General features: G+C 64.1%; 19 protein-coding genes, 1 tRNA gene and 1 riboswitch. Of the genes, 6 read left to right on the forward strand and 14 right to left on the reverse strand.

The annotated features are described in order from the left end of the window. Positions 1-326: 326 nt before the first annotated feature. The 5 genes from F1735_RS18915 to F1735_RS18935 all read right to left on the reverse strand — a co-directional run bounded on the left by F1735_RS18915 (position 327) and on the right by F1735_RS18935 (position 7,285). Positions 327-719: a DUF5071 domain-containing protein gene (locus tag F1735_RS18915; protein WP_167238382.1), complete on the reverse strand. Its 393-nt coding sequence runs from the start codon at positions 717-719 to the stop codon at positions 327-329. Positions 720-783: 64 nt separating this feature from the next. After that, positions 784-2,397 (reverse strand): RICIN domain-containing protein, encoded by a 1,614-nt coding sequence (locus F1735_RS18920; protein WP_167238383.1) that lies wholly within the window; start codon positions 2,395-2,397, stop codon positions 784-786. A 165-nt stretch (positions 2,398-2,562) separates the two neighbouring features. After that, positions 2,563-4,665: a putative bifunctional diguanylate cyclase/phosphodiesterase gene (locus tag F1735_RS18925; RefSeq protein ID WP_167238384.1), complete on the reverse strand. Its 2,103-nt coding sequence runs from the start codon at positions 4,663-4,665 to the stop codon at positions 2,563-2,565. 20 nt (positions 4,666-4,685) lie between these two features. Further along, positions 4,686-5,255, reverse strand: coding sequence for a YfiR family protein (locus F1735_RS18930; RefSeq protein ID WP_167238385.1), 570 nt, complete (start codon positions 5,253-5,255; stop codon positions 4,686-4,688). A gap of 2 nt (positions 5,256-5,257) precedes the next feature. Beyond that, a complete protein-coding gene (locus F1735_RS18935) occupies positions 5,258-7,285 on the reverse strand; it encodes a TonB-dependent receptor plug domain-containing protein (protein WP_167238386.1) in 2,028 nt (675 codons plus the stop codon). Positions 7,286-7,721: 436 nt separating this feature from the next. On the opposite strand from F1735_RS18935, the gene F1735_RS18940 reads away from it, so the two are divergent. Together F1735_RS18940 and F1735_RS18945 are read left to right on the forward strand one after the other, a co-directional pair. Beyond that, positions 7,722-8,006: a hypothetical protein gene (locus tag F1735_RS18940; protein ID WP_167238387.1), complete on the forward strand. Its 285-nt coding sequence runs from the start codon at positions 7,722-7,724 to the stop codon at positions 8,004-8,006. Positions 8,007-8,227: 221 nt separating this feature from the next. Next, complete coding sequence (locus tag F1735_RS18945; protein ID WP_167238388.1) at positions 8,228-8,659, forward strand: hypothetical protein; 432 nt, start codon at positions 8,228-8,230, stop codon at positions 8,657-8,659. Between the two features lie 121 nt (positions 8,660-8,780). Here the strand turns inward: F1735_RS18945 and F1735_RS18950 are convergent. The 9 genes from F1735_RS18950 to F1735_RS18990 form a co-directional block, all read right to left on the reverse strand. Next, positions 8,781-8,856 (reverse strand) — tRNA-Lys (locus tag F1735_RS18950). A gap of 81 nt (positions 8,857-8,937) precedes the next feature. Beyond that, positions 8,938-9,699: a tol-pal system protein YbgF gene (gene ybgF / locus F1735_RS18955; protein WP_167238389.1), complete on the reverse strand. Its 762-nt coding sequence runs from the start codon at positions 9,697-9,699 to the stop codon at positions 8,938-8,940. Positions 9,700-9,816: 117 nt separating this feature from the next. Then, positions 9,817-10,344 carry a peptidoglycan-associated lipoprotein Pal gene (gene pal / locus F1735_RS18960; RefSeq protein WP_167238390.1) on the reverse strand — a complete coding sequence of 176 codons (528 nt, stop codon included), beginning with the start codon at positions 10,342-10,344 and terminating at the stop codon, positions 9,817-9,819. A 55-nt stretch (positions 10,345-10,399) separates the two neighbouring features. After that, positions 10,400-11,665, reverse strand: a complete 1,266-nt coding sequence (gene tolB / locus F1735_RS18965; RefSeq protein ID WP_167238391.1) for a Tol-Pal system beta propeller repeat protein TolB — start codon at positions 11,663-11,665, stop codon at positions 10,400-10,402. After that, positions 11,658-12,713, reverse strand: a complete 1,056-nt coding sequence (gene tolA, locus F1735_RS18970; RefSeq protein WP_167238392.1) for a cell envelope integrity protein TolA — start codon at positions 12,711-12,713, stop codon at positions 11,658-11,660. Before tolA ends, tolB begins: the two co-directional genes overlap by 8 nt. 5 nt (positions 12,714-12,718) lie before the next feature. Next, a complete protein-coding gene (locus tag F1735_RS18975; RefSeq protein ID WP_167238393.1) occupies positions 12,719-13,153 on the reverse strand; it encodes an ExbD/TolR family protein in 435 nt (144 codons plus the stop codon). Between the two features lie 12 nt (positions 13,154-13,165). Continuing rightward, positions 13,166-13,855 (reverse strand): protein TolQ, encoded by a 690-nt coding sequence (tolQ, locus tag F1735_RS18980; protein ID WP_167238394.1) that lies wholly within the window; start codon positions 13,853-13,855, stop codon positions 13,166-13,168. Between the two features lie 29 nt (positions 13,856-13,884). Next, positions 13,885-14,289, reverse strand: a complete 405-nt coding sequence (gene ybgC / locus F1735_RS18985; protein WP_167238395.1) for a tol-pal system-associated acyl-CoA thioesterase — start codon at positions 14,287-14,289, stop codon at positions 13,885-13,887. 503 nt (positions 14,290-14,792) lie between these two features. Then, positions 14,793-15,539, reverse strand: coding sequence for an SDR family oxidoreductase (locus F1735_RS18990; protein ID WP_167238396.1), 747 nt, complete (start codon positions 15,537-15,539; stop codon positions 14,793-14,795). 130 nt (positions 15,540-15,669) lie between these two features. Next, positions 15,670-15,780, forward strand: a riboswitch (ZMP/ZTP riboswitch). Positions 15,781-15,882: 102 nt separating this feature from the next. Here F1735_RS18990 and glyA point away from each other — a divergent pair. The 4 genes from glyA (at position 15,883) to F1735_RS19010 (ending at position 19,313) form a co-directional block, all read left to right on the forward strand. Beyond that, the gene (gene glyA / locus F1735_RS18995; RefSeq protein WP_167238397.1) at positions 15,883-17,130 is read left to right on the forward strand and encodes a serine hydroxymethyltransferase; all 1,248 of its coding nucleotides are present in this window, start codon (positions 15,883-15,885) and stop codon (positions 17,128-17,130) included. A gap of 34 nt (positions 17,131-17,164) precedes the next feature. Continuing rightward, a complete protein-coding gene (gene nrdR, locus F1735_RS19000; protein ID WP_167238398.1) occupies positions 17,165-17,632 on the forward strand; it encodes a transcriptional regulator NrdR in 468 nt (155 codons plus the stop codon). A gap of 158 nt (positions 17,633-17,790) precedes the next feature. Further along, complete coding sequence (gene pilV / locus F1735_RS19005) at positions 17,791-18,369, forward strand: type IV pilus modification protein PilV (protein WP_167238399.1); 579 nt, start codon at positions 17,791-17,793, stop codon at positions 18,367-18,369. Next, positions 18,366-19,313 (forward strand): PilW family protein, encoded by a 948-nt coding sequence (locus F1735_RS19010; protein WP_167238400.1) that lies wholly within the window; start codon positions 18,366-18,368, stop codon positions 19,311-19,313. The genes pilV and F1735_RS19010 overlap by 4 nt, the downstream gene beginning before the upstream one ends. Positions 19,314-19,315 lie beyond the last annotated feature (2 nt).

A 19,315-nucleotide genomic window follows, 5' to 3' on the forward strand; every position in this document is an offset into this window, starting at 1 on the left:
GCCGCCTTCTGTCACGCCCAATCTGGGATGCCCGCATGCTCACGGGCCGTGCCGACGACAGCGCGCCGGCCCGGCTGTTGCTTTTATCTTAACGTAGGCTATCATGGCGCTTCTTTATCGAGCGAGTGAAAGCGGCGCCATGTCCATCCCGGTCGATAGCAGGTATGTGCAGGTTTTGTTCGAGGAACACGGGATCGCCAGCGTGGTCGTCAACGGCACGGATTGCGCGCCCTGCAAGCGTGCCCGTGGACGCCGGACGAGCGCTACTATGTTGTGCGGGTGTTCCTGATGCTGCGCCGCGCGACGCACCAGTGCTCGTGCCGGCGCTAGCCTAGCGCTTCCAGCGCGGCCTGGTCGACCTCTTCGGCGCGGTCCGACGCGCTCGGGTGCGCGGCGAGCCGGCGCAGGTCGTCGGCCAGCGCATCGCGCAGGGCCGGCGAGCGCATCACCAGTTGCAAGATGAGGTTGGTTTTCCAGATGGCGTCATCGCCATCGAGCACCTGCCTGACGGCGGGCGCGAGCGGCGCACCGATGCTGGCCAAAAACGGCGCGAGTGGCGTCGCCACCGGCCAGTTCATATCCTGCACCCATTCCAGCAAAGCGGGCAGCAGCGGGAGCACGGCGGGCCACCCGGCTGCAATGGCCGCTTGCACAGCGTCCAGATCGTGCTTGTGTGCGGGAATCAAGGCGACGGGAATCGAGGGCGATGGTGGCGGCATGGGGTTTGGCCTGGACGCCGTTGCCGGCAACGGCGGCAACGGTATCACGCGCGCGCGCTGAAGGTCAACGCGCGCCGGCGCCGCTGGTGAGGGCGGCCGGCAGATTGTCCACGTTGTCGAGCTGGTACGGGAACAGGGGGGTGTCGCCGAATACCTTGGCGCCGGTATCCTTGTCGGGATCGGTTTCCGACTTGCCGGTGTAGCGGTTGGAGGCGATGTTGGCGTCGATGAAGGCGTCGTTATTGTTCCAGTGCGGCTTGGCGCTGTTGGCGAAGAAATTGCCTTCGACTTTTACCTGGGCTGCGCCGCCGGCGCCGATGGCGAAGTAGGGCACGTCCAGCCAGTAGTTGTTGAACAGGTGGGTGCGCGAGGCGGCCCCGTCGAGCTTCGGATTGCGGCCCGAGGTCTTGTTCCAGAAGTTGTGGTGCATGCTCACCTGCGAGTTGCTCAAGGCGTTGGTGTAGTGGTGCTGGTTGCCGCAGACGGCCGGGTTGACGCCGTCGAACCGGTTCCAGCTCAGGGTCACGTTCTTGCTGTCCTGGATGTCGATGTGGCCGTCGCTGATCAGGTTAAAGCGCACATGGTCGACCCACACGTGGCTCGACTTGCTGATGGTGATGCCGTCGCCGGCTTCGACCAGGCCCGGATTGATGTTTTCGATGGCCAGGTTGCGGATGATGACGTTCTTTGCGCCCGAGACGTTGAGCGTGGCGCCGACGATGCGCGCGTCCTTGTTCAGGCCGACCAGGGTCTTGTTGGAGCCGACCCGGATAGTGATTTCATCGCGCGCACGCATGAAGCGCGTTTCGCTGGTCGAGCCGAGTTCCTTGCAGGTCTGCGCGCCGACCGGAAGGCGGTAGGTGCTCTTGCCGGGGTCCTGGTAGGTCGGGCAGGCCACCGCGCAGGTGCTTTCGGAACGCACGGCGGTGCGGCAATCGATGGTCGTGCCGGCGGGAATCTGGATCACGGCGGCGGCGCTCGCTTGCAGGGCGCTCGTCAACGCGCCGCAGGAGCTCACGCTGAACGGCGCGGTGTTGCCGCCGCCGGTGGTGCCGCTCAAGCCGTCGGCGCCCGCCTGGGCCGCGAAGCCGTCGGCAGCCGGGCCGCCGCAGGAACCGTTGGTGGGGTTGAAGTACCAGCGTTGCAGGCCGCCGCCGGTGTCGCTGGCCTGGTAGGCGCGCGCGCCGCTGTTGTTGTCGGCCACGGTGAGCGACTTGCTGGCGTGGCGGGCGACGACGTTGTAGCCGCCGCCGCTCGATTTTTTGAGCAGCCATTGCTGGTTCTGGGCGCCGGTGGCGTTCCACTGGATGATGTTCGCGCCGTCCTTGGCCGCCAGGTTCAGCACGTCGAGCAGCAGGCCGCTGTGCCTGGCCTGCATGGTCCAGTAACCGTTGCCGGCGTCGCGCAGGGTGAACTGCTGGTTGGCGCTGGCGGCGTAGCCCCACTGCTGGACTTCGGCCGCGCCCTGGGTCGAGCCGGCCACCACGTCGAGCGCTTTGCCGGAGGCGGCGTTGACGATGCTGTACATGCCGCCGTTGACCACGGCGGCGTTGCAATTGGCGGCGCTGGCCGGATTGGCCAGCAGGTACAGGGGCATGGCCAGCACGGCGGCCAGGGTGGTCAGGCGGCGTGCGGGAAGCAGGCGCGAGGGCGCGTCTGAAACAGGAAAATTGCTCATCTGGGTGGAACTCCGGGGAGGGTTGTCAATCGGGCTAGGTGGTGGACGCGCTTGTGTTGGCGAAATGAAAAGAAAACGATGCTATCAGCAAAGTTATGCATATAAATATAGGCATTTTCTCGTCACGCATGCCAATTTCGTATGCCTTCTCTTGCCTGCGCCACCTCACGCGCTGCATGGCAGGGCGCGGTCGAGCTCCTCGTGCTTGCCGCGCCGGAGCAATTCCCTGATCTGGGCCGCCGCCAGCGGCTTGCCGTAGTAATAGCCCTGCGCCTTGTCGCAGCCGTTGGCGCGTAAAAACGCCCCTTGCTCCTGGGTTTCGATCCCTTCGGCCACGGTTTCCATCTTCAGGCTCCTGGCAAGGGCGATGATGGCGCGGGTGATGGCCGCGTCTTCGGTGCTGTGCGGCAGGTCCCGCACGAAGCTGCGGTCGATCTTCAGGGCGCTGACCGGGAAGGTCTTGAGGTAGCTCATCGACGAGTAGCCGGTGCCGAAATCGTCGATCGCCAGCGCGATGCCGGCGCGCTTGAGCGTGTGCAGCTTGTCGATCATGCCCGCCGAGGCGTCCATCAGCATGCTTTCGGTCAGTTCCAGTTCCAGCCAGCGGGCGTCGATGCCGCTGTCGTCGACGCTGGCCAGCACCGAGGCGACCAGGCCGTCCTCGCCCAGCTGGCGCCCGGACAGGTTGATCGACATGCGGATCGCGTGGCCCTCGTCATGCCAGACGCGCAGTTCGCGGCAGGCTTCGCGCAGCACCCATTCGCCGATCGCCACGATCATGCCGGATTCTTCGGCCACGGGAATGAACTCGGCCGGGCTGATCAGGCCGAGGTCCGGATGAATCCAGCGGATCAGCGCTTCGGCGCCGCACACGGCGCCGCTGCGCAGGTCGATCTGCGGCTGGTAGTGCAAGACGAATTCCTTGCGTTCGAGCGCGCGCCGCAGGTTGTTGTCGAGCGTGAAGCGCTTGCGCGCGTCTTCCTGCATGCTGTGGGTGAACAGGCGGTAGGCGTTCTTGCCGCTGTTTTTGGCGTAGTACATGGCGCTGTCGGCGTACTTGAGCAACTCGTGCATGCTCGACGCGTGGTCGGGATAGACGCTGATGCCGATGCTGGCGCTGATGTGGATCTCGTGGCCCGAGATGGCGATCGGCTGGGCAATCTTGAGCAGGCATTTTTCGGCCGCCACGGCGGCATCGTCGATGTGATGCACGTTGTCGAGGATGATGGCGAACTCGTCGCCGCCGATGCGGGCGATGGCGTCGCCGGGGCGCAAGGTGTCGGTCAGGCTGCGCGAGACCAGGCGCAGCAGCTCGTCGCCGATATCGTGCCCGAGCGTGTCGTTGACGGCCTTGAAGTTGTCGAGGTCGATGAACATCACCACCGCGCGTTCCTGGCGCTGCCCGGCGCGCGCGATGAGCGCTTCGAGCCGCTCGTTGAAGAAGTGGCGGTTGTGCAGCCCGGTCACGTTGTCGAAGTGGGCCAGGCGGTCGAGCTTGACCTCGACCCGCTTGCGCTCGCTGATTTCGGCCTCCAGTTCGCTTTCGCGCTTCTGGATGCGCTCGAGCATGGTGTTGAAGGTGGTCGACAGCGTGCCGATATCGGCCAGCGAACTGACTTCGGCGCGGATCGCATAGTCGCCCAGGCGCGAAATCCGGGCGCTGGTGTCCGCCAGCGCGCGCAGGGGATCGGTAATGAAGCGCTGCAGGCGCGAGAGCACCAGGTGGGCGATGGCGAGCACGGCGAGCATGACCGGAATGGTGAGCGCCAGGTACAGCGCCAGCTGGTGGTAGACGCTGGCGAGCGAGCTTTGCACGATGAGCGTGCCGACCCGCTGGCGCTTGACGCTCAAGGGCGCGACCACGGTGACGTGGCGGTAAGAGAGCGTGTAGCCGGCGGCGCTCGCCGGCGGCGGCGCGAGCGGCGTTGCCTGTCCCGCGCCGGGGTCGCGCAGGTAGCTGGCGAAGCGGCTGTTGGTATTGTCGTACACCACGGCCGACTGCACATCGTGTACCACGCGCAGGGCCGCCAGGATTTCCCTGGCGGCGAGGCGGTCGCCGAAGAGCATGGCGGCCGACATGTTTTCGCTGCCCATGGCCGCTTGCGCCTGGGTCTGGCGCACCAGGGCCGAGGTGAAGAAGTAACTCTGGATTCCGAGCAGGAACAGGGTCGAGAGCAGGATCACGGTTCCGCTGGTGACCAGGTTGGCCCATTTGAGCTTGGTGCTCAGGGTTTGATGCCTGCGTTTGCGCTGCCAAGGGCGTTTCATGATGGGTCCGTTTCGTGGGTTCAGTGTACCGCGCGCGCGAGGCGCATCACTTTGGAGCTGAGCGTGATGCTGGCGGCGCGCGCCGCCTCGGCGTTAAATTCGAAGGCGATGCGCTTGTCCTCGACGGCCAGTTCGAGCATGATCCCCAGGCGCGCCGCGCCCTTCGCATCGGACACGGTCAGCACGCCTTCCCGGGGCGCCGCCTGCGCCAGCCGGGCCACGCTGTCGCTCTCGGAGGCGCTGACGAAGACGATCTGGCACTGCCTGAGCGCGTCGCCGCCCGACGGCGGATAAGCGATCGTCATGGTCGCTTCGCCCAGGGGTTTGCCCTCCAGGCTGGCGAGCAGCTTGCCGAAGGGGTCGCGCCCGAGCACGCACAGCCTGACCAGGGGAGCGTCCGGATTCGGAAACGTGCTGAACAGGGCGATGTTGTAGATGAAGGCCGCTTTTGCCGCGAATTCGGCGGCGGCCTGGGCTTGCGCCTGGGCCGGGGCGGGCAGCAGCAGGGCCAGCGCGAGGGCGCAGAAGCGCCGCCGGCGGGTGGCGCCGGCGCGCCAGGCGGCAGGCACGGAAGGGGAGCGATGGCGCATCATCATTGGAAGGTGTAGCTGGCCTGGATGCGCCAGTTGCGCCCATCCTGGCCGATGGCGTTCAGGTAGCGGGCCGGCGTGCCGCTGTCGTAATGCTCTTCGCTGGCGGAATCGGCGTAGTGTTTGCCGAGCAGGTTGTAGACGCTGGCGGACAGTTCGACGTGTTTTCCCAGTGCGTGGCTGAGCACGGTCAGGTTGAGCAGGCCGAAGCCGCCCACCTGGCCGCCGGCCGTGGTGCGGCGGCGGCTGGTGAACTGGCATTCGAGCGCGGCGCGCAGGGTATCGCGCCAGAATGGTTTGGCGTAGTTCAGCTTGAACAACTGGCGCGGCGAGTTGCTCAGCCATTCGCCGCTGACGCCGTTACGCGCGTATTGCAGGCTGACGCTGGTCTTGAGCGCACTGCCGTCATCGCGCAGCCATTCGGCTTCGAACTCGGCGCCTTTGGAGCGCGCCGAATCGATGTTCGAATGCATCAGCCGGCTGTCGAGCGGGTCGGTGGTGAGGGCGATCAGGTCGATCAAGCGGTACTGGAACAGCGAGGCGCTGGCCCTGAAGTTTTCGGATGGAAAATACTCGCCGATCAGTTCGTAGGTCCGGATGCGCTCGGGCTTGAGTTGCGGATTGCGTTTGTAGCCTGTGCTGGTCGCGTAGTAGCGCTCGTAGGCGTTGGGCGAGCGGTAGGCGGTGCCGTACAGGGCCTTGAGGGTGCTGTGCGCGGCCGCTTTATAGATCAGCGCCACGCGCGGGTTGCTGGCATTGCCGCCCTCGTCGTCGCGGTCGTGGCGCAGGCCGGCGTTGAGGATGAGGCGCTCGCCCAGGCGGAACTGGTCCTGCAGGTAGACGCCGGCGCGTCGCTTGGGGTGGTCGCTGGCCAGGTAGGAGGCGTAGGGGGCCAGGTCGTCATTGCGCATCATGCGTTTGGCGTCGCTCGCATATTCGGCCCCGGCAATGATCTTGTGATCGCGAAACGCCGTGCTCAGCAGGCGCAATTCGGTGGACATGGTGCGGCTCTCGGCGGTGTCGATATTGACCGTTGCGCTGTCGGGTACGTAGATGTAGGTGCCCTGGTAGCGGTAGCTGCGCAGGCTCAGGCCGGCGTGCAGTTCCAGGGTCGGGCTCAGTGACGCCTGCCAGGCGGCGCTGGCGGACGCGTAGGCGTCGCTGGTCTGGCTGCGCGGATCGTTGAACTGTTGGCCGTAAGACGCGGTCGGGATGCCCTTGGTGCGCCGTCCGGCATAGGCGCTGGCCGAGAAGCCGCCCCAGCTCAGCTTGGCAAAGACGCGCTGGTAGCGGTCGTGGTCGAGATGGCGCGCCACGCCGAAGTTATGAAAGGCATCGTCGTATTCGGGGAAATACGGCTCGCCTCCCTTGCGCGCGAGCCAGGCTGCGCCCAGCAGCAGGTCGGGCCCGTTGGCGTAGCCGAAGCCGGTCGCGATGCGCGCCTTGCGCGTGCCGACGCTGGCGGCGCCGGCGGCCAAGGTGGTGCCCTGGTGCGCCGCGCCAGTCTTGGTGAGCACGTTGACGACGCCGAAAAACGCGCTGCTGCCGTACATGGCCGAGCCCGGCCCGGGGACGAATTCGACCCGTTCGACCAGGCTGACATCGATCGGGAATTCGGTGCCGAGCGCGCCCTGGTCGTACACCATGTCGTTGAGGCGGCGGCCGTCGACCAGGATCAGCAGGCGGGTGTTGAAGTCGCCCGGGCGCCCGGAGCCGCGCGTGCCGACGTAGCTGTAGTTGCGGTCGTCCGTCACGTATACCCCGCGCACGCTGCGCAGGATGTCGGCCAGGGTGCGGTAGCCGAAACGGCGGATGTCGTCGGCGGTGATCACCGACACCGAGGAGGGCGCTTCGCTGATCTTCTGGGCGAACTTGGAGGCGGTGATGATTTCCAGATTGAGCAATTGTTCGATGGGCAGGGCGTTCAGGTCTTGCTGGTGGTCGGGGCCGGCCACGGCGGGCTGGGCCAAGCTGGCCAGCGCGGCGGCGAGCGCGACGGCGCGCAGGGGATGGTTCGGTGTCGGAGTCATGTCCAGGTCCTGCGCGGTGGCCGCCAAGCGATGCCGGGGCGGAAGGCCCGCGTGCTAGGCGGGAATGTTTCCAATGGTTAACTTCGTAGTCCAGTGTAAGATTGTCCGACACGCGCCCTGTTGATTCAGGTTAAGCAAGGAAGAGCGGGGTGGGATTGCTGCAACAGGGCTGGCGGGCTGGCGAATTGCCGGTTTGGTATCGTTATCGGGTACGCGCCGTCGTGCCAGGAGCGTCTTTGCGGTCGATGGGCTTGCGGGGCGTTAAGGGGCGGCTATTTGCTTGATAATCAACAATGAGGTCATCGCTGTTCCAGCCTGTCGCGCGTGGCGTGAGCGCCGGAAATCGATGACATATACAAGCAGCAAATTGGCTGGCACTTTATCTCCCTGCGCCGCAGTGCGTGCCGCGTCGGGAGAACACAACGTGGGGAATGGAATGAACGGTTTAATCTACGGCGCATGCCTGCTGATATTGATGTGCTTCGGCATGCTGTATGCCCTTTTCAAGGGCCGCAAGAGCTGGTGGAGCCGGATAAAGTCGGTCGGGGTCGTGGTGCTGATCAATTTCGCGGTCATCGGGGTCGTCATCCTGTTCGATGAATTCATGCCCGAGTCGATCAAGGACCTTCTGAACACACCGATTCCCTGGTTGATGGGGGCGATTCCGGGTTGGTATTACGCGTATCTGGTGGGCCGGGGCGAGGTCGCCGTGCCACAGTGAGTGGGATCGTTTCATGTGCTGGTTGCTCATTCGCCGGCCGGAGGTATCTGGTCGGTGACGACGTCGCGTTTTGTTGTCGGGTCTGAAACCTGTTGTTGAACAGCGCGCCGCTTTAGCCGGACGACAGTCAATGGCCGACGCTCGTCGCTCGCGGACTGATCGAGCGGCACCGGGAGGAAAGTGCTCCGTTCCGCCAAAATCAGAATCGCCAAGGAGGCAGGATGAAGCTGCTATTGCTCTGTTTCACAATCTTGATTTCGCAGGCTACGCATGCGGCCCGGCCGGATCGCAACCTTTACGGGGTATGGAAAATCTCGGCGGTGCTCGATAAGCAGGAGAGCACGTCGCTGTCCAGCGAAGACGCAAGCAAGCTCGTCGGCACGAGGCTGGTGATCGCGCCGAACAGCATCCGCTTCGGGACGGCCGATTGCGTGAACCCGTCTTTCAAGGTGGCGCAGCGGCGTTTCTATTCTTACTTCGTGAAGCACTATAACCTTGAGCCGAAGAAGCTGCCGTTGCCGGACAAGGTCCGCGAGATCACGGTCACGTGCCGGGAACCGGTGGGCATCGATTTCATCTACGTGCGCGACCGCGAGCAACTGGTGCTGTATTGGGAAGGCTACTTCCTGAACGCCGTGAGGCAACAGCGCTGATGCGACCGGGCTTGAAACGATGCGCCGCGACCATGACTCATCACGACACATGATACTTGCGAATGCAAAAAAGGGTTAGTAAGCCGAAGCTTGCTAACCCAGTTCTGTACTGCTGTATTCGTGGTAGGCCGTGCGGGATTCGAACCTGCGACCAACGGATTAAAAGTCCGCTGCTCTACCAGCTGAGCTAACGACCCGAAGAAGCAAGATTATAGGGGGCATCCACGCTTCTGTCAAATGCCCCAGCACACATTTTTTACCGTGGTGTGACGATCACCTTACTTCAGCACCGCCAGCCGGTCCTTGGCCGCTTGCGCCGCGCTCGAGTCCGGATATTTGGCGACCAGGTCCTTGAGCGCCTTTTTGGCGTTCTTGGTGTCCTTCAGTTCGGTATAGCTGCTGGCGATGTTGAGCATCGCGTCCGCCGCCTTGGCGCTGTCGCGGTACTGGCTCACCACCGTTTCCTGGGCCGAGATGGCGTTCTTGTAGTCGCGCAGCGCGTAGTAGGCGTTACCCAGCCAGTACTGCGCGTTGGCGGCATAGCCCGAGGCCGGAAAGCGGCGCACGAACTCGCCGAGCGCCGACGCCGCGCTCTTGTAGTCGCCGCCCTTGAACATGACCATGGCCGCGTCGTAGGTGCGCTGCTCGTTCGGATCGACCGCCGCTTCGCGGCCGTCGATGGTCACCTGGCGCGGTTCGAGCTTGCGCAGGCGCTCGTCGAGGTCGGTGTAAAAATCTTTCTGGCGCTTCTGGGCATTGGCCAGTTCGTTGGTCAGCACTTCCAGCTGGCCGCGCAATTTGGCGATCTCGGACAGGGTCTGTTCCTGCTGGTTCACCATGTCGAGCGCGCTGCTGCGGTCGGACTTGGTGTCGATGCGGGCGTTGAGCTCGCGCGCGATGGTGTCGACCTTGGCGCGCAGTTCGAGGATGGCCTTGCGCGCCTCATCATCGTCGAGCAGGCCGGCGTGGCTTTGCAGCGGCACCCAGGCGGCCAGCGCCAGGCAGGCGGCGGCAATGCGGGACTTGGACAGTGTGATCATGATCGTGACTCTTTCAAAACCGTTGAAACTAAAACACCGTGGCACAAGGTCAGCGGGGCGGGCACAGTTCGCACTGCGCGCCGCCCCGATGGCCCGGATGCCGGTTACGGCAAGCGATTAATAGACGATGTCGGCACGACGGTTTTCCGCCCATGCCGCTTCGCCGCCACCGGTCGCTTTTGGCTTTTCTTCGCCCAGCGAGACCGCTTCCATCTGCGACTCGGACACGCCCAGCGAGGCCATCGACTTGCGCACGGCTTCGGCACGTTTCTGGCCCAGGGCCAGGTTGTACTCGGTGCCGCCGCGTTCATCGGTATTGCCCTGGATGATGATCTTGCGGGTCTTGTTCTTGGTCAGGTAGCCGGCGTGGTTCTCGACGATTGGCTTGCCATCTTCACGCACGACATAGCTGTCGAGGTCGAAGTAGACGCTGCGTTTTGCCAGCGCGCCGCTTGGATCGTTGACAGGATCGACCACCGATTCGGTGGTTTGGGTCTTGACTTCGCGCGTGTCGTCGGTCACGACGGTCTTGCCGGCAACCGGCTTTTCGGTCACTGGTACGGGGGTGTCTTTGACCGGGGTGTTGCAAGCTGTGAGCAGGGCGGCGCTCGAGACGATGAATGCGAGGGTTTTAAAATTGCGCATGGGTGTTTTCTCCTGGACGGTGTTAAAAATAGCGTGAACGACGTTGATACTGCGATTACTTCATGAAGGGACCCCAGTTGGGCTCCCTGATGTTTCCTGCCTGGGTTGTTAAGCGCTGCTTGACCCTTCCATCGACCGACACCACAGCGAGCGAAGTACGGCCGCCGCCTTTGGTTGCGTACATGATGTATTTGCCGTTGGGCGAAAAACTCGGTTCGGTGGCCCCATCGGCCAGGCGCAGTTCCTGGCTGCTGGCCAGGTCCATCGCATAGAGGGAATAGCCACCGTCACGCTGGGAGACCCAGGCCAGGGTTTTGCCGTCCGAGGAGACGCGCGGGCTGATATTGTAACTGCCATTGAAGGTCACGCGCTGCGCGTTGCCGCCAGCGGCTGGCATTTTGTAGACTTGCGGGCCGCCGCTGCGGTCGCTGGTGAAATAGATGGTCTGGCCGTCGGCCGAAAATTGCGGCTCGGTGTCGATGCCGTTACTGTTCGAGACGCGCCGCAGGCCGCTGCCGTCGATGCCCACCACATACACCTGGGTGTGGCCGTCTTTCGACAAGGCCATCGTCAGGCGCGTGCCGTCGGGCGACCAGGACGGAGCCGAGTTGCTGCCTTTTTCATTGACCACGATCTTGCGCGCGCCGGTCACCAGGTCCTGTACGTAGATGATCGGTTTACGCTTTTCGAACGAGACGTAGGCGACCTTGCTGCCGTCCGGCGACCAGGCCGGCGAGATGATCGGTTCGTTCGAACGCACCGCCACCTGCACCGCTTCGCCATCGGCATCGGCGATTTCGAGGCGGTAGTCGCGCGCACCGCGGTTTTCGTTGACGTAGGCGACGCGGGTGGCAAAAGCGCCGCGGCTGCCGGTCAGTTTTTCGTAGATATCGTCGGCGATCTTGTGGGCCGACAGGCGCGTGTATTTCGCTTGCGCGGACTGGGTCATGCTCGAGAGCTGATTGGTCTTGATGGTGTCGTGCAGCTTGTAGCGCACTTCGAAGCGCCCGTCGGCCAGCTTTTGCACGCTGCCGACCACCAGCGCATCGGCGCCGCGCGACTTCCACTGGCTGTAGTCGACCGGGGAGGATTCGGACAGGGTGCTGCCAGCGTCGATGATCTTGAACATGCCGCTGCGTTCGAGGTCGGCGCGGATGATGGCCGAGACCTGCGCGGGCGCCACGCCTTCTTCGGCAAAGGCGGCAATCGCGATGGGAATCTGGTTGCTGCCGACGCCGACCACTTCCACGCGCATTTGCGCGTAGGCCGAGGAACCGGTGATGAGGGCACCGGTCAATATCAATGTGCTGAGTTTAGTCATGGCTTTTTTGGGTTTCCTTCAATTTGAATGCGGCGGGAACTGACGGGTCTACCGTACCATCTTTTTTCTTCGGTAGCGGTGACGATTTGGCAATCGCGTTCTCGACCGCCTGGTCGTACGCCGGTACGCCACTGCTCTTGATCTTCTTGACCGACTTGATCTCGCCGGTCGGCCATTGTTCGATCTGGTACACCGCCTGCGGATCGCCCGCCATGCTGGTGCTGCCCGTGTAATTGAGGTTGCTCTTGATCTTGGCGCCGATCGCGCCGAAATAACTCGGGTCGCCTTTCGGTGCGCTGCGCTTGTCGGCCTCGCCGTTGCCGCCGGTGTCGCCGGTGATGCGGCGCATTTCGGCGTCGCGCAGCTTGTCGAGTTTTTTCTGCTCCTCGGCCAGTTTCTTGTCCTTGGCGGCTTTTTCGGCCTTGGCCGCTTTGTCCTGGGCCTGCTTGTCCGCCAGCTTGTCCTGTTCCTGCTTTTGCTGGTCGAGTTTTTGCTGCTCGCGTTTTTCCTGTTCGAGCTTTTTCTGGTCGAGCTTCTTCTGGTCGTCGAGTTTTTTCTCTTCGCGTTTCTTTTGCTCGGCCAATTCCTTGCGCGCCAGTTCCAGCTCGCGCTTTTGCTCGGCCAGGCGCTGCTCCTGCTGGAGTTTTTGTTGCTTGAGTTTCTTCTCGCGTTCGAGCGCAATGTCGGGCGGCTTGACGGCGGGCGGCTTTTCCACCGGCTTCTCAGGCGGCTTTTCGAGCGCTTTTTCGACCGGCTTTTCGACTGTTTTCTCGACCGGTTTCTCGACCGGCTTGGGCGGCGTCACCGGTTTCGCCACGCGCGGCGGCGGTTCCGCTTGGGCCAAGGGCGCGGCATCTTGCACTTGCGGGTCCCACAGTTCCGCCTCGGTTGTGGTCGGCGCCACGTTCTGCCAGTTGATGCCAGCCCACAGGAACAGCAACAGGCCGGCGTGTACGGCCAGCGCCAGCGCGACCGAAGGGACGCGGCTTGGCTCGGGCGGCACGGTGTAGGGGCCGCCCGGATCGGCGGCGGGAGTCAGGGGCGCCATCGTCTTCACTTGGTGGCAAGGCCGACCCGGTTGATGCCCATTTTTTTCGCTTCGGAAACGAGCTGGATCACATCGTCATACTTGCTGTCGCGGTCGCCGGCGATCATCACCGGGTAGTCCGGATGCTCGGCGTGCAAGGTGCGCAGGCGGCGCATCACGGCGTTACGGTTCGGTAATTCCTCGGCCGCGGCGCTGTTCTTGCCGTTGATGCCGATGCTCAGGCTGGCGTTCGGTTTCAGCACGATCTGGATGTAGTCGTCCGGCGGCAGGGCGGATTTCTCCGCGCTCGGCAGGTTGATCACGCTCGGGCTGTTGGCCGGCGGCACGACCATGAAAATGATCAGCAACACCAGCATCACGTCGATGTAGGGGACGACGTTGATCTCGGACTTGAACTTGCGTTTGCGTCCGCCGCGCAGGCTGCTCGAAAACGATGCCATGAGTGCCTCCGATCAGCGCGACTGGCGCTGCAAGATGTTCGAGAATTCTTCGACGAAGCTCTCGAAGCGGATGGCCAGGCGGTCGATATCGTGCGTGAAGCGGTTGTAGGCGACCACGGCCGGAATGGCCGCGAACAGGCCGATGGCGGTCGCGATCAGCGCTTCGGCAATGCCGGGCGCCACGGCGGCCAGGGTCGCTTGCTGCACGTTGGCCAGGCCGCGGAAGGCGTTCATGATGCCCCACACGGTGCCCAACAGGCCGATGTACGGCGAGACCGAGCCGACCGAGGCCAAAAAGTTCAGGTGCGAATCGAGGGCGTCGAGTTCGCGCTGGAAGGCGGCGCGCATGGCGCGGCGGGCACCGTCGAGCACGGCGCCGGTGTCGAGCGGATCGCGCTGTGGGGACGCTTGCTTGCCCTTGATGAATTCGCCCATGCCGGCTTCGAAGATGCGCGCCAGCGCGCCGCCCTGTTCGCGCGTGGTGCTGGCGTTCTGGTGCAGGGTATGCAGGTTGCCGCCGGCCCAGAAGCTGCGTTCGAACTGTTCGGTCTGCTGGCGGGCGGCGCGCACGGCGAAGGCCTTGCGGAAGATATAGGTCCAGCTCATGATGGACAGGCCCAGCAAGAGTGCCATGATCAATTGCACGATCAGGTGCGCGTTGCCGATCAGGGCGATAAAGGAAAGGTCTTGGGCTGCATTCATTGGCGTTGGATTTTTCTAGGTGTGAAGTGTCAGGCGGCACGCATTTTAGCAGCGCTAGCGTCGGGCAGGGCGCGGGGACGCAGGGTGACCGCGTCGACGCAGCCCACTTTGACCGTCGCGCTGGCCAGCAATACGTCGCCGTGCCAGGCTTGCTGGAGGAACTGGACCGATGCGCGCCCCAGTTTTTCTATACTCAATGTCAAGTTTAATGCATCATCAAGCCTGGCTGGCGCGTGATAGTCGATGCTGGCGTTCTTGACGACGAAAATCGCGCCGTGTTCGTCGCGCAGCGCCTGTTGGCCGATGTTGGCCGCACGCAGCCATTCGGTGCGCGCGCGTTCGAAAAATTTGAGGTAGTTCGCGTAAAAGACGATGCCGCCGGCGTCCGTGTCTTCGTAATAGACCCGTACCGGCCAACTGAATACTGAGGGCATTTCATTTGCCATAAGTGAATATCGGAAACATTTTACGCGGTTTTTTGCGGTAAATGTACGCAAGCGTACATAAAGATGGCGCCCAGCGGGCCGGATGGCGCACAAGTAGACGTGAGCCGTGGCGAAGTGCCAAGTTCTGTAACAATCGCTTACATGGGCGATGAGTTGTGTTACGCAAGCCGCAGTTCTCACCTACACCCTCGTCGTTCCCGGCCTCGGCGGCCCCCTTGGTGGGAACCCAAGTTGGTGGTTTAGCAACTGCAGTACGAGCTTGGGTTCCCGCCTGCGAGGCTGTCTCAAAAGGGAAGCGTTCAACGACTACCACCTCCAGCACCGTCATTCCCGCGCAGGCGGGAATCCAAGTTCGCTGCTATGCCACGGAATGGGATTCCCGCCTGCGCGGGAATGACGGATAAGAGTCTACCGCCTAGCGGTGATTTTAGCGTTTTGAGACAGCCTCCTGCGCGGGAAGTCGGTTCCGGCAGTGCCGGGAATGACGAAAGTTACGTCCGCTTGATCGCAAACGGGCTGAACCCTTGGCAAGTCGGCATCATCTCGATCGAATTGATATTGATATGCGGCGGCAAGGTGGCGATCCAGAACGCGGTGGCGGCGATATCCTTGGCGGTGAGCGGCTGCGTGCCTTCGTACACCTTGGCCGCTTTTTCATCGTCGCCCTTGAAGCGCACCTTGGAAAACTCGGTTCCGCCGCACAAGCCCGGCGCCAGGTTGGTCGCGCGCACGCCGGTGCCGGCCAGGTCGGCGCGCAGGTTCAGGGTGAACTGGTCCACGAAGGCCTTGGTCGCACCATACACATTGCCGCCCGGGTAAGGATAGCTGCCGGCCACCGATCCCAGATTAATGATCAGCCCGCTTCCGCGCTCGACCATGGCCGGCAGCAGCGCGCGCGTCATCGTCACCAGGCCGGTGCAGTTGGTGGCGATCATGGTTTCCCAATCGGCCAGCGGGGCTTCGTGGGCCGGCTCGGTGCCCAGCGCCAGGCCGGCATTGTTGATCAGCACATCGACCTGGCGCCACGATTGCGGCAGCATCGACAAGGCTTCGTTGATCGATTCCTTGCAGGTGACATCCATGACGATCGGCAAAGCCAGGTCGCCCAGCTCGGCCGCGAGGGCGTCCAGGCGGTCCTTGCGGCGCCCGCTGATGACGAGCTGATGGCCGTTGTTGACGAAGGTACGCGCCATTTCGGCGCCGAAGCCGGCCGAGGCGCCGGTGATGAAAACGATCATAGTGGTGTCCTGGAGAAGTGCAAAGCTGTGCCGGATTGTAGCCCAAGTGACCCGATTGGCCGCTACCTGCCAATTAGGCAATCCCATTCCTTGCCCTATTCAAGGACTTAACTTACAATTTGGGCTCCATTACGTCTCACGTAACTGGCGAAAAGTCGCGGCGCATTGCTGCCTGGCGGCGAAAGGTGGGCATCCACCGGGGAACGTGAGATTTCATCAGCCGTTCGCCTGGGCAGCCACCGATGGAAGCGCACGATGAGGCTGCCTGTTCCATTTCCGACGGCTCCCCTCATTCGATCCTTGCAATCAGGTGCCTCGCACTCTTATCGATTGGAGTTTTTTCATGTTTTCAAAAGAACACACGCTCGCCCATGTTGACCCGGAATTGTGGGGCGCGATCCAGAAGGAAAACGCACGCCAGCAAGATCACATCGAACTGATCGCGTCCGAGAACTACACCTCGCCGGCCGTCATGCAAGCCCAGGGCTCGCAGCTGACCAACAAATACGCCGAAGGCTATCCGGGCAAGCGCTACTACGGCGGCTGCGAATTCGTCGACATCGCGGAACAACTGGCGATCGACCGTGTCAAACAACTGTTCGGCGCCGAAGCGGCCAACGTGCAGCCGAACTCCGGCTCCCAGGCCAACCAGGGCGTGTTCTTCGCCATGCTCAAGCCGGGCGACACCATCATGGGCATGTCGCTGGCCGAAGGCGGCCACCTGACCCACGGCATGGCGCTGAACATGTCGGGCAAGTGGTTCAATGTGGTGTCGTACGGCCTGACCGAGCAGGAAGACATCGACTACGAGGCCATGGAGCGCCTGGCGCATGAGCACAAGCCAAAAATGATCATCGCCGGCGCCTCGGCGTTTTCGCTGAAGATCGACTTCGAGCGTTTCGCCAGGGTCGCCAAGGCGGTGGGCGCTTACTTCATGGTCGACATGGCGCACTACGCCGGCCTGATCGCCGCCGGGGTCTACCCGAACCCGGTGCCGCACGCCGACTTCGTCACCTCGACCACGCACAAGTCGCTGCGCGGCCCGCGCGGCGGCATCATCCTGATGAAGGCCGAGCACGAAAAAGCCATCAATTCGGCCATCTTCCCCGGCATCCAGGGCGGCCCGCTGATGCACGTGATCGCCGGCAAGGCCGTTGCCTTCAAGGAAGCGCTGGAGCCATCGTTCACCGAGTACCAGAAACAGGTCGTGAAAAACGCCGACGCGCTGGCCAAGGCGCTGATCGCGCGCGGCCTGCGCATCGTGTCCGGCCGCACCGAGTCGCACGTCATGCTGGTCGACCTGCGCGCCAAGAACCTGACCGGCAAGCAAGCCGAAGCCTTGCTGGGCGCGGCCCACATGACCTGCAACAAGAACGGCATCCCGAACGATCCGCAAAAACCGTTCGTGACCTCCGGCATCCGCCTCGGCAGCCCGGCTTTCACCACGCGCGGCTTCAAGGAAGAAGACGCCACCACGGTCGGCAACCTGATCGCGGACATCCTCGACAATCCGAACGACGCCGCGGTCGTGGAGCGCGTCAAGCTTGAGGTCAAGAAGCTGACCGACAAGTATCCGGTCTACGCGGCTTGATCTAAGCGACACTCACAGCAGCAGCCCCGGCCCCATGAAATGTCCCTTCTGCCAGCATGAAGATACGCAGGTCCTCGATACGCGCGTATCCGAGGAGGGCGATTCGATCCGGCGCCGGCGCCGCTGCGTCAAGTGCGACAAGCGCTTCACCACCTATGAACGGATCGAATTGTCGATGCCGATCATTGTCAAGAAAAACGGCAGCCGCACCGAGTACGCCTCGGTCAAGCTGCGCGGCAGCCTGATGCTGGCGCTGCGCAAGCGGCCCGTGTCGGCCGAGGCCATCGACCAGGCCGTCGCGTCGATCGAGGAAAAACTGCTCACCAGCGGGCAGCGCGAGGTCGATACCGGCCACGTGGGCGAGCTGGTCATGCAGGAGCTGAAACGCCTCGACAAGATTGCCTACATCCGTTTCGCGTCCGTGTATAAAAACTTCGAAGACCTGGCCGAGTTCCAGGATGCGATTGCCGAAGTAGGTCACGAGCGCAAACCGCGTAAATAGTTCGGCTCACACTCTTGAGGCAGGCCATGCGCGCCTGTCCCCAGCGCTGTTAACGTAGCTCCCAAGCGATCCAGATCACACCACGACCGACCTTGCAGCCCTGGCTGAGAGGCTGCGGCGGCATGACCGGGCGCGTCGTTCAACGTTGCGGGGGAGTCATGCGCATATTGCGAAACCATGTCGCCGGCGGATTCACGCTCATCGAAGTGCTGGTGGCGCTGGTGCTGCTGGCCGTCGGCATCCTCGGCGCGCTCGGCACCCAGGTCGCGGCGCTGCGCACCCGCCAGGAATCGAGCCTGATGTCGCGCGGGGTACACCTGGCCAGCGGCCTGGCCGAACGCATGCGCGCCAATGCCGCGCAAATGCGCCTGGGCGACGCCCTCAATCCCTATTTGCAACTGCGCTACGAGGCGGGCGAGGGCGCGCCGCCGCCCGCGCCCTCCCAGTGCTACGGCGCGGGCCGCTGCGACAGTGCGCAACTGGCCCGCTTCGACATCGCCGATACGGTGGCCGCGCTGCACGCCGGTTTTCCGGGCGGGCGCATCGCGGTGTGCCGCGACGCCGCCGTGTGGGACGATGCGGGCCAGGCGCTGGCGTGGGAATGCGCCGGCGCGCCCGGGGCGCCGGTGGTCATCAAGCTCGGCTGGCATGCCCGCGCCGCGCCGCGCGCCGGGCCTGGCGCCGCCGCGTCCTCCGCTCCGGCGCTGGCGGTGATGCTGGGCACGGGGGCGCCATGAGGGCGCGTCCCGCTTCGCGATGGCTGCGCCAGGCCGGCCTGGGCCTGGTCGAACTGATGGTCGCGCTGGTGCTCGGCTTGCTGGTGACCCTGGCGGCGGCGGCGCTGCTGGTGTCCGCCCAGTCCGGCTACGCCGCGCAGAACGCACTGGCGCAGACCGACGACGCCGGCCGCTTCGCGCTCGAGGCCATCGAACGGGCGGCGCGCCAGGGCGCCTGGGTCGATCTCGAGCGCGAAGAAGCGCCGCCATCGTCGGCCGCGACGGCCGCCCGCATCGGCGGACTGGACAACCATGTGCTGGCGCGCGGCGGGCCTGGCATCGCCGGCGCGCGAGCGGGCGGCGTCAACGGCAGCGACGTGCTGGCGCTGCGCTTCGATGGCGCGGGAGCCGGGCCCGATGGCGACGGCAGCGTACACAGCTGCGCCGGCTTCGCGGTGGGCGCCGCGAACGAGGGCTGGAGCATTTTCTATGTCGCGCCAGATGCCGCCGGCGACGCCGAACTGCGCTGCAGATACCGTGGCCAGAAGGACTGGCGCAGCGAGGCGCTGGTGGGCGGGGTCGATACCTTCCAGGTCCTGTACGGGCTCGATACCGACGAGCCCGGCGACGGCTTGCCCGACCGCTACCTGGCCGCCGGAGCTGTCAACGCGCTGGACGCCTCCCTGATACTCGACGGCGCCACCCCGGCAGAGCGCGAGCGCGACCTGCGCCGCAAGACCCACTGGAAGCGCGTGGCCAGCGTCAGGGTGGCGCTGTTGCTGCATGGCGCGCCCGGCGGCGCCGGCGCGCGCGCACCGCTTGCCTACGAGCTGTTCGGCCCCGGCTACGGCGGCGCCGACGACCCCGGCACGCGCATCGACGAAGCGCGCCTGCCGCCGGCGCTGCGCTGGCGCGAGCGGCGCACCTTCGTCACCACCATCGTGATGCGCAACGCGGCCCTGTGAAA

It is taken from the genome of Massilia genomosp. 1 (assembly GCF_011682185.1).
Taxonomy (GTDB): Bacteria; Pseudomonadota; Gammaproteobacteria; order Burkholderiales; family Burkholderiaceae_D; genus Telluria_A; species Telluria_A rubra.

Excerpts from the sequence above, each read along its gene's own strand:
- nrdR (WP_167238398.1), top strand. The coding sequence starts at position 17,165 with ATGAAATGTCCCTTCTGCCAGCATGAAGATACGCAGGTCCTCGATACG.
- tolA (WP_167238392.1), bottom strand. The coding sequence starts at position 12,713 with ATGGCGCCCCTGACTCCCGCCGCCGATCCGGGCGGCCCCTACACCGTG.
- F1735_RS18940 (WP_167238387.1), top strand. The coding sequence starts at position 7,722 with ATGAACGGTTTAATCTACGGCGCATGCCTGCTGATATTGATGTGCTTC.
- ybgC (WP_167238395.1), bottom strand. The coding sequence starts at position 14,289 with ATGCCCTCAGTATTCAGTTGGCCGGTACGGGTCTATTACGAAGACACG.
- F1735_RS18915 (WP_167238382.1), bottom strand. The coding sequence starts at position 719 with ATGCCGCCACCATCGCCCTCGATTCCCGTCGCCTTGATTCCCGCACAC.
- F1735_RS18975 (WP_167238393.1), bottom strand. The coding sequence starts at position 13,153 with ATGGCATCGTTTTCGAGCAGCCTGCGCGGCGGACGCAAACGCAAGTTC.
- ybgF (WP_167238389.1), bottom strand. The coding sequence starts at position 9,699 with ATGATCACACTGTCCAAGTCCCGCATTGCCGCCGCCTGCCTGGCGCTG.
- F1735_RS18945 (WP_167238388.1), top strand. The coding sequence starts at position 8,228 with ATGAAGCTGCTATTGCTCTGTTTCACAATCTTGATTTCGCAGGCTACG.
- tolB (WP_167238391.1), bottom strand. The coding sequence starts at position 11,665 with ATGACTAAACTCAGCACATTGATATTGACCGGTGCCCTCATCACCGGT.
- F1735_RS18930 (WP_167238385.1), bottom strand. The coding sequence starts at position 5,255 with ATGCGCCATCGCTCCCCTTCCGTGCCTGCCGCCTGGCGCGCCGGCGCC.
- tolQ (WP_167238394.1), bottom strand. The coding sequence starts at position 13,855 with ATGAATGCAGCCCAAGACCTTTCCTTTATCGCCCTGATCGGCAACGCG.
- pilV (WP_167238399.1), top strand. The coding sequence starts at position 17,791 with ATGCGCATATTGCGAAACCATGTCGCCGGCGGATTCACGCTCATCGAA.
- F1735_RS19010 (WP_167238400.1), top strand. The coding sequence starts at position 18,366 with ATGAGGGCGCGTCCCGCTTCGCGATGGCTGCGCCAGGCCGGCCTGGGC.
- pal (WP_167238390.1), bottom strand. The coding sequence starts at position 10,344 with ATGCGCAATTTTAAAACCCTCGCATTCATCGTCTCGAGCGCCGCCCTG.
- F1735_RS18925 (WP_167238384.1), bottom strand. The coding sequence starts at position 4,665 with ATGAAACGCCCTTGGCAGCGCAAACGCAGGCATCAAACCCTGAGCACC.
- F1735_RS18920 (WP_167238383.1), bottom strand. The coding sequence starts at position 2,397 with ATGAGCAATTTTCCTGTTTCAGACGCGCCCTCGCGCCTGCTTCCCGCA.
- glyA (WP_167238397.1), top strand. The coding sequence starts at position 15,883 with ATGTTTTCAAAAGAACACACGCTCGCCCATGTTGACCCGGAATTGTGG.
- F1735_RS18990 (WP_167238396.1), bottom strand. The coding sequence starts at position 15,539 with ATGATCGTTTTCATCACCGGCGCCTCGGCCGGCTTCGGCGCCGAAATG.
- F1735_RS18935 (WP_167238386.1), bottom strand. The coding sequence starts at position 7,285 with ATGACTCCGACACCGAACCATCCCCTGCGCGCCGTCGCGCTCGCCGCC.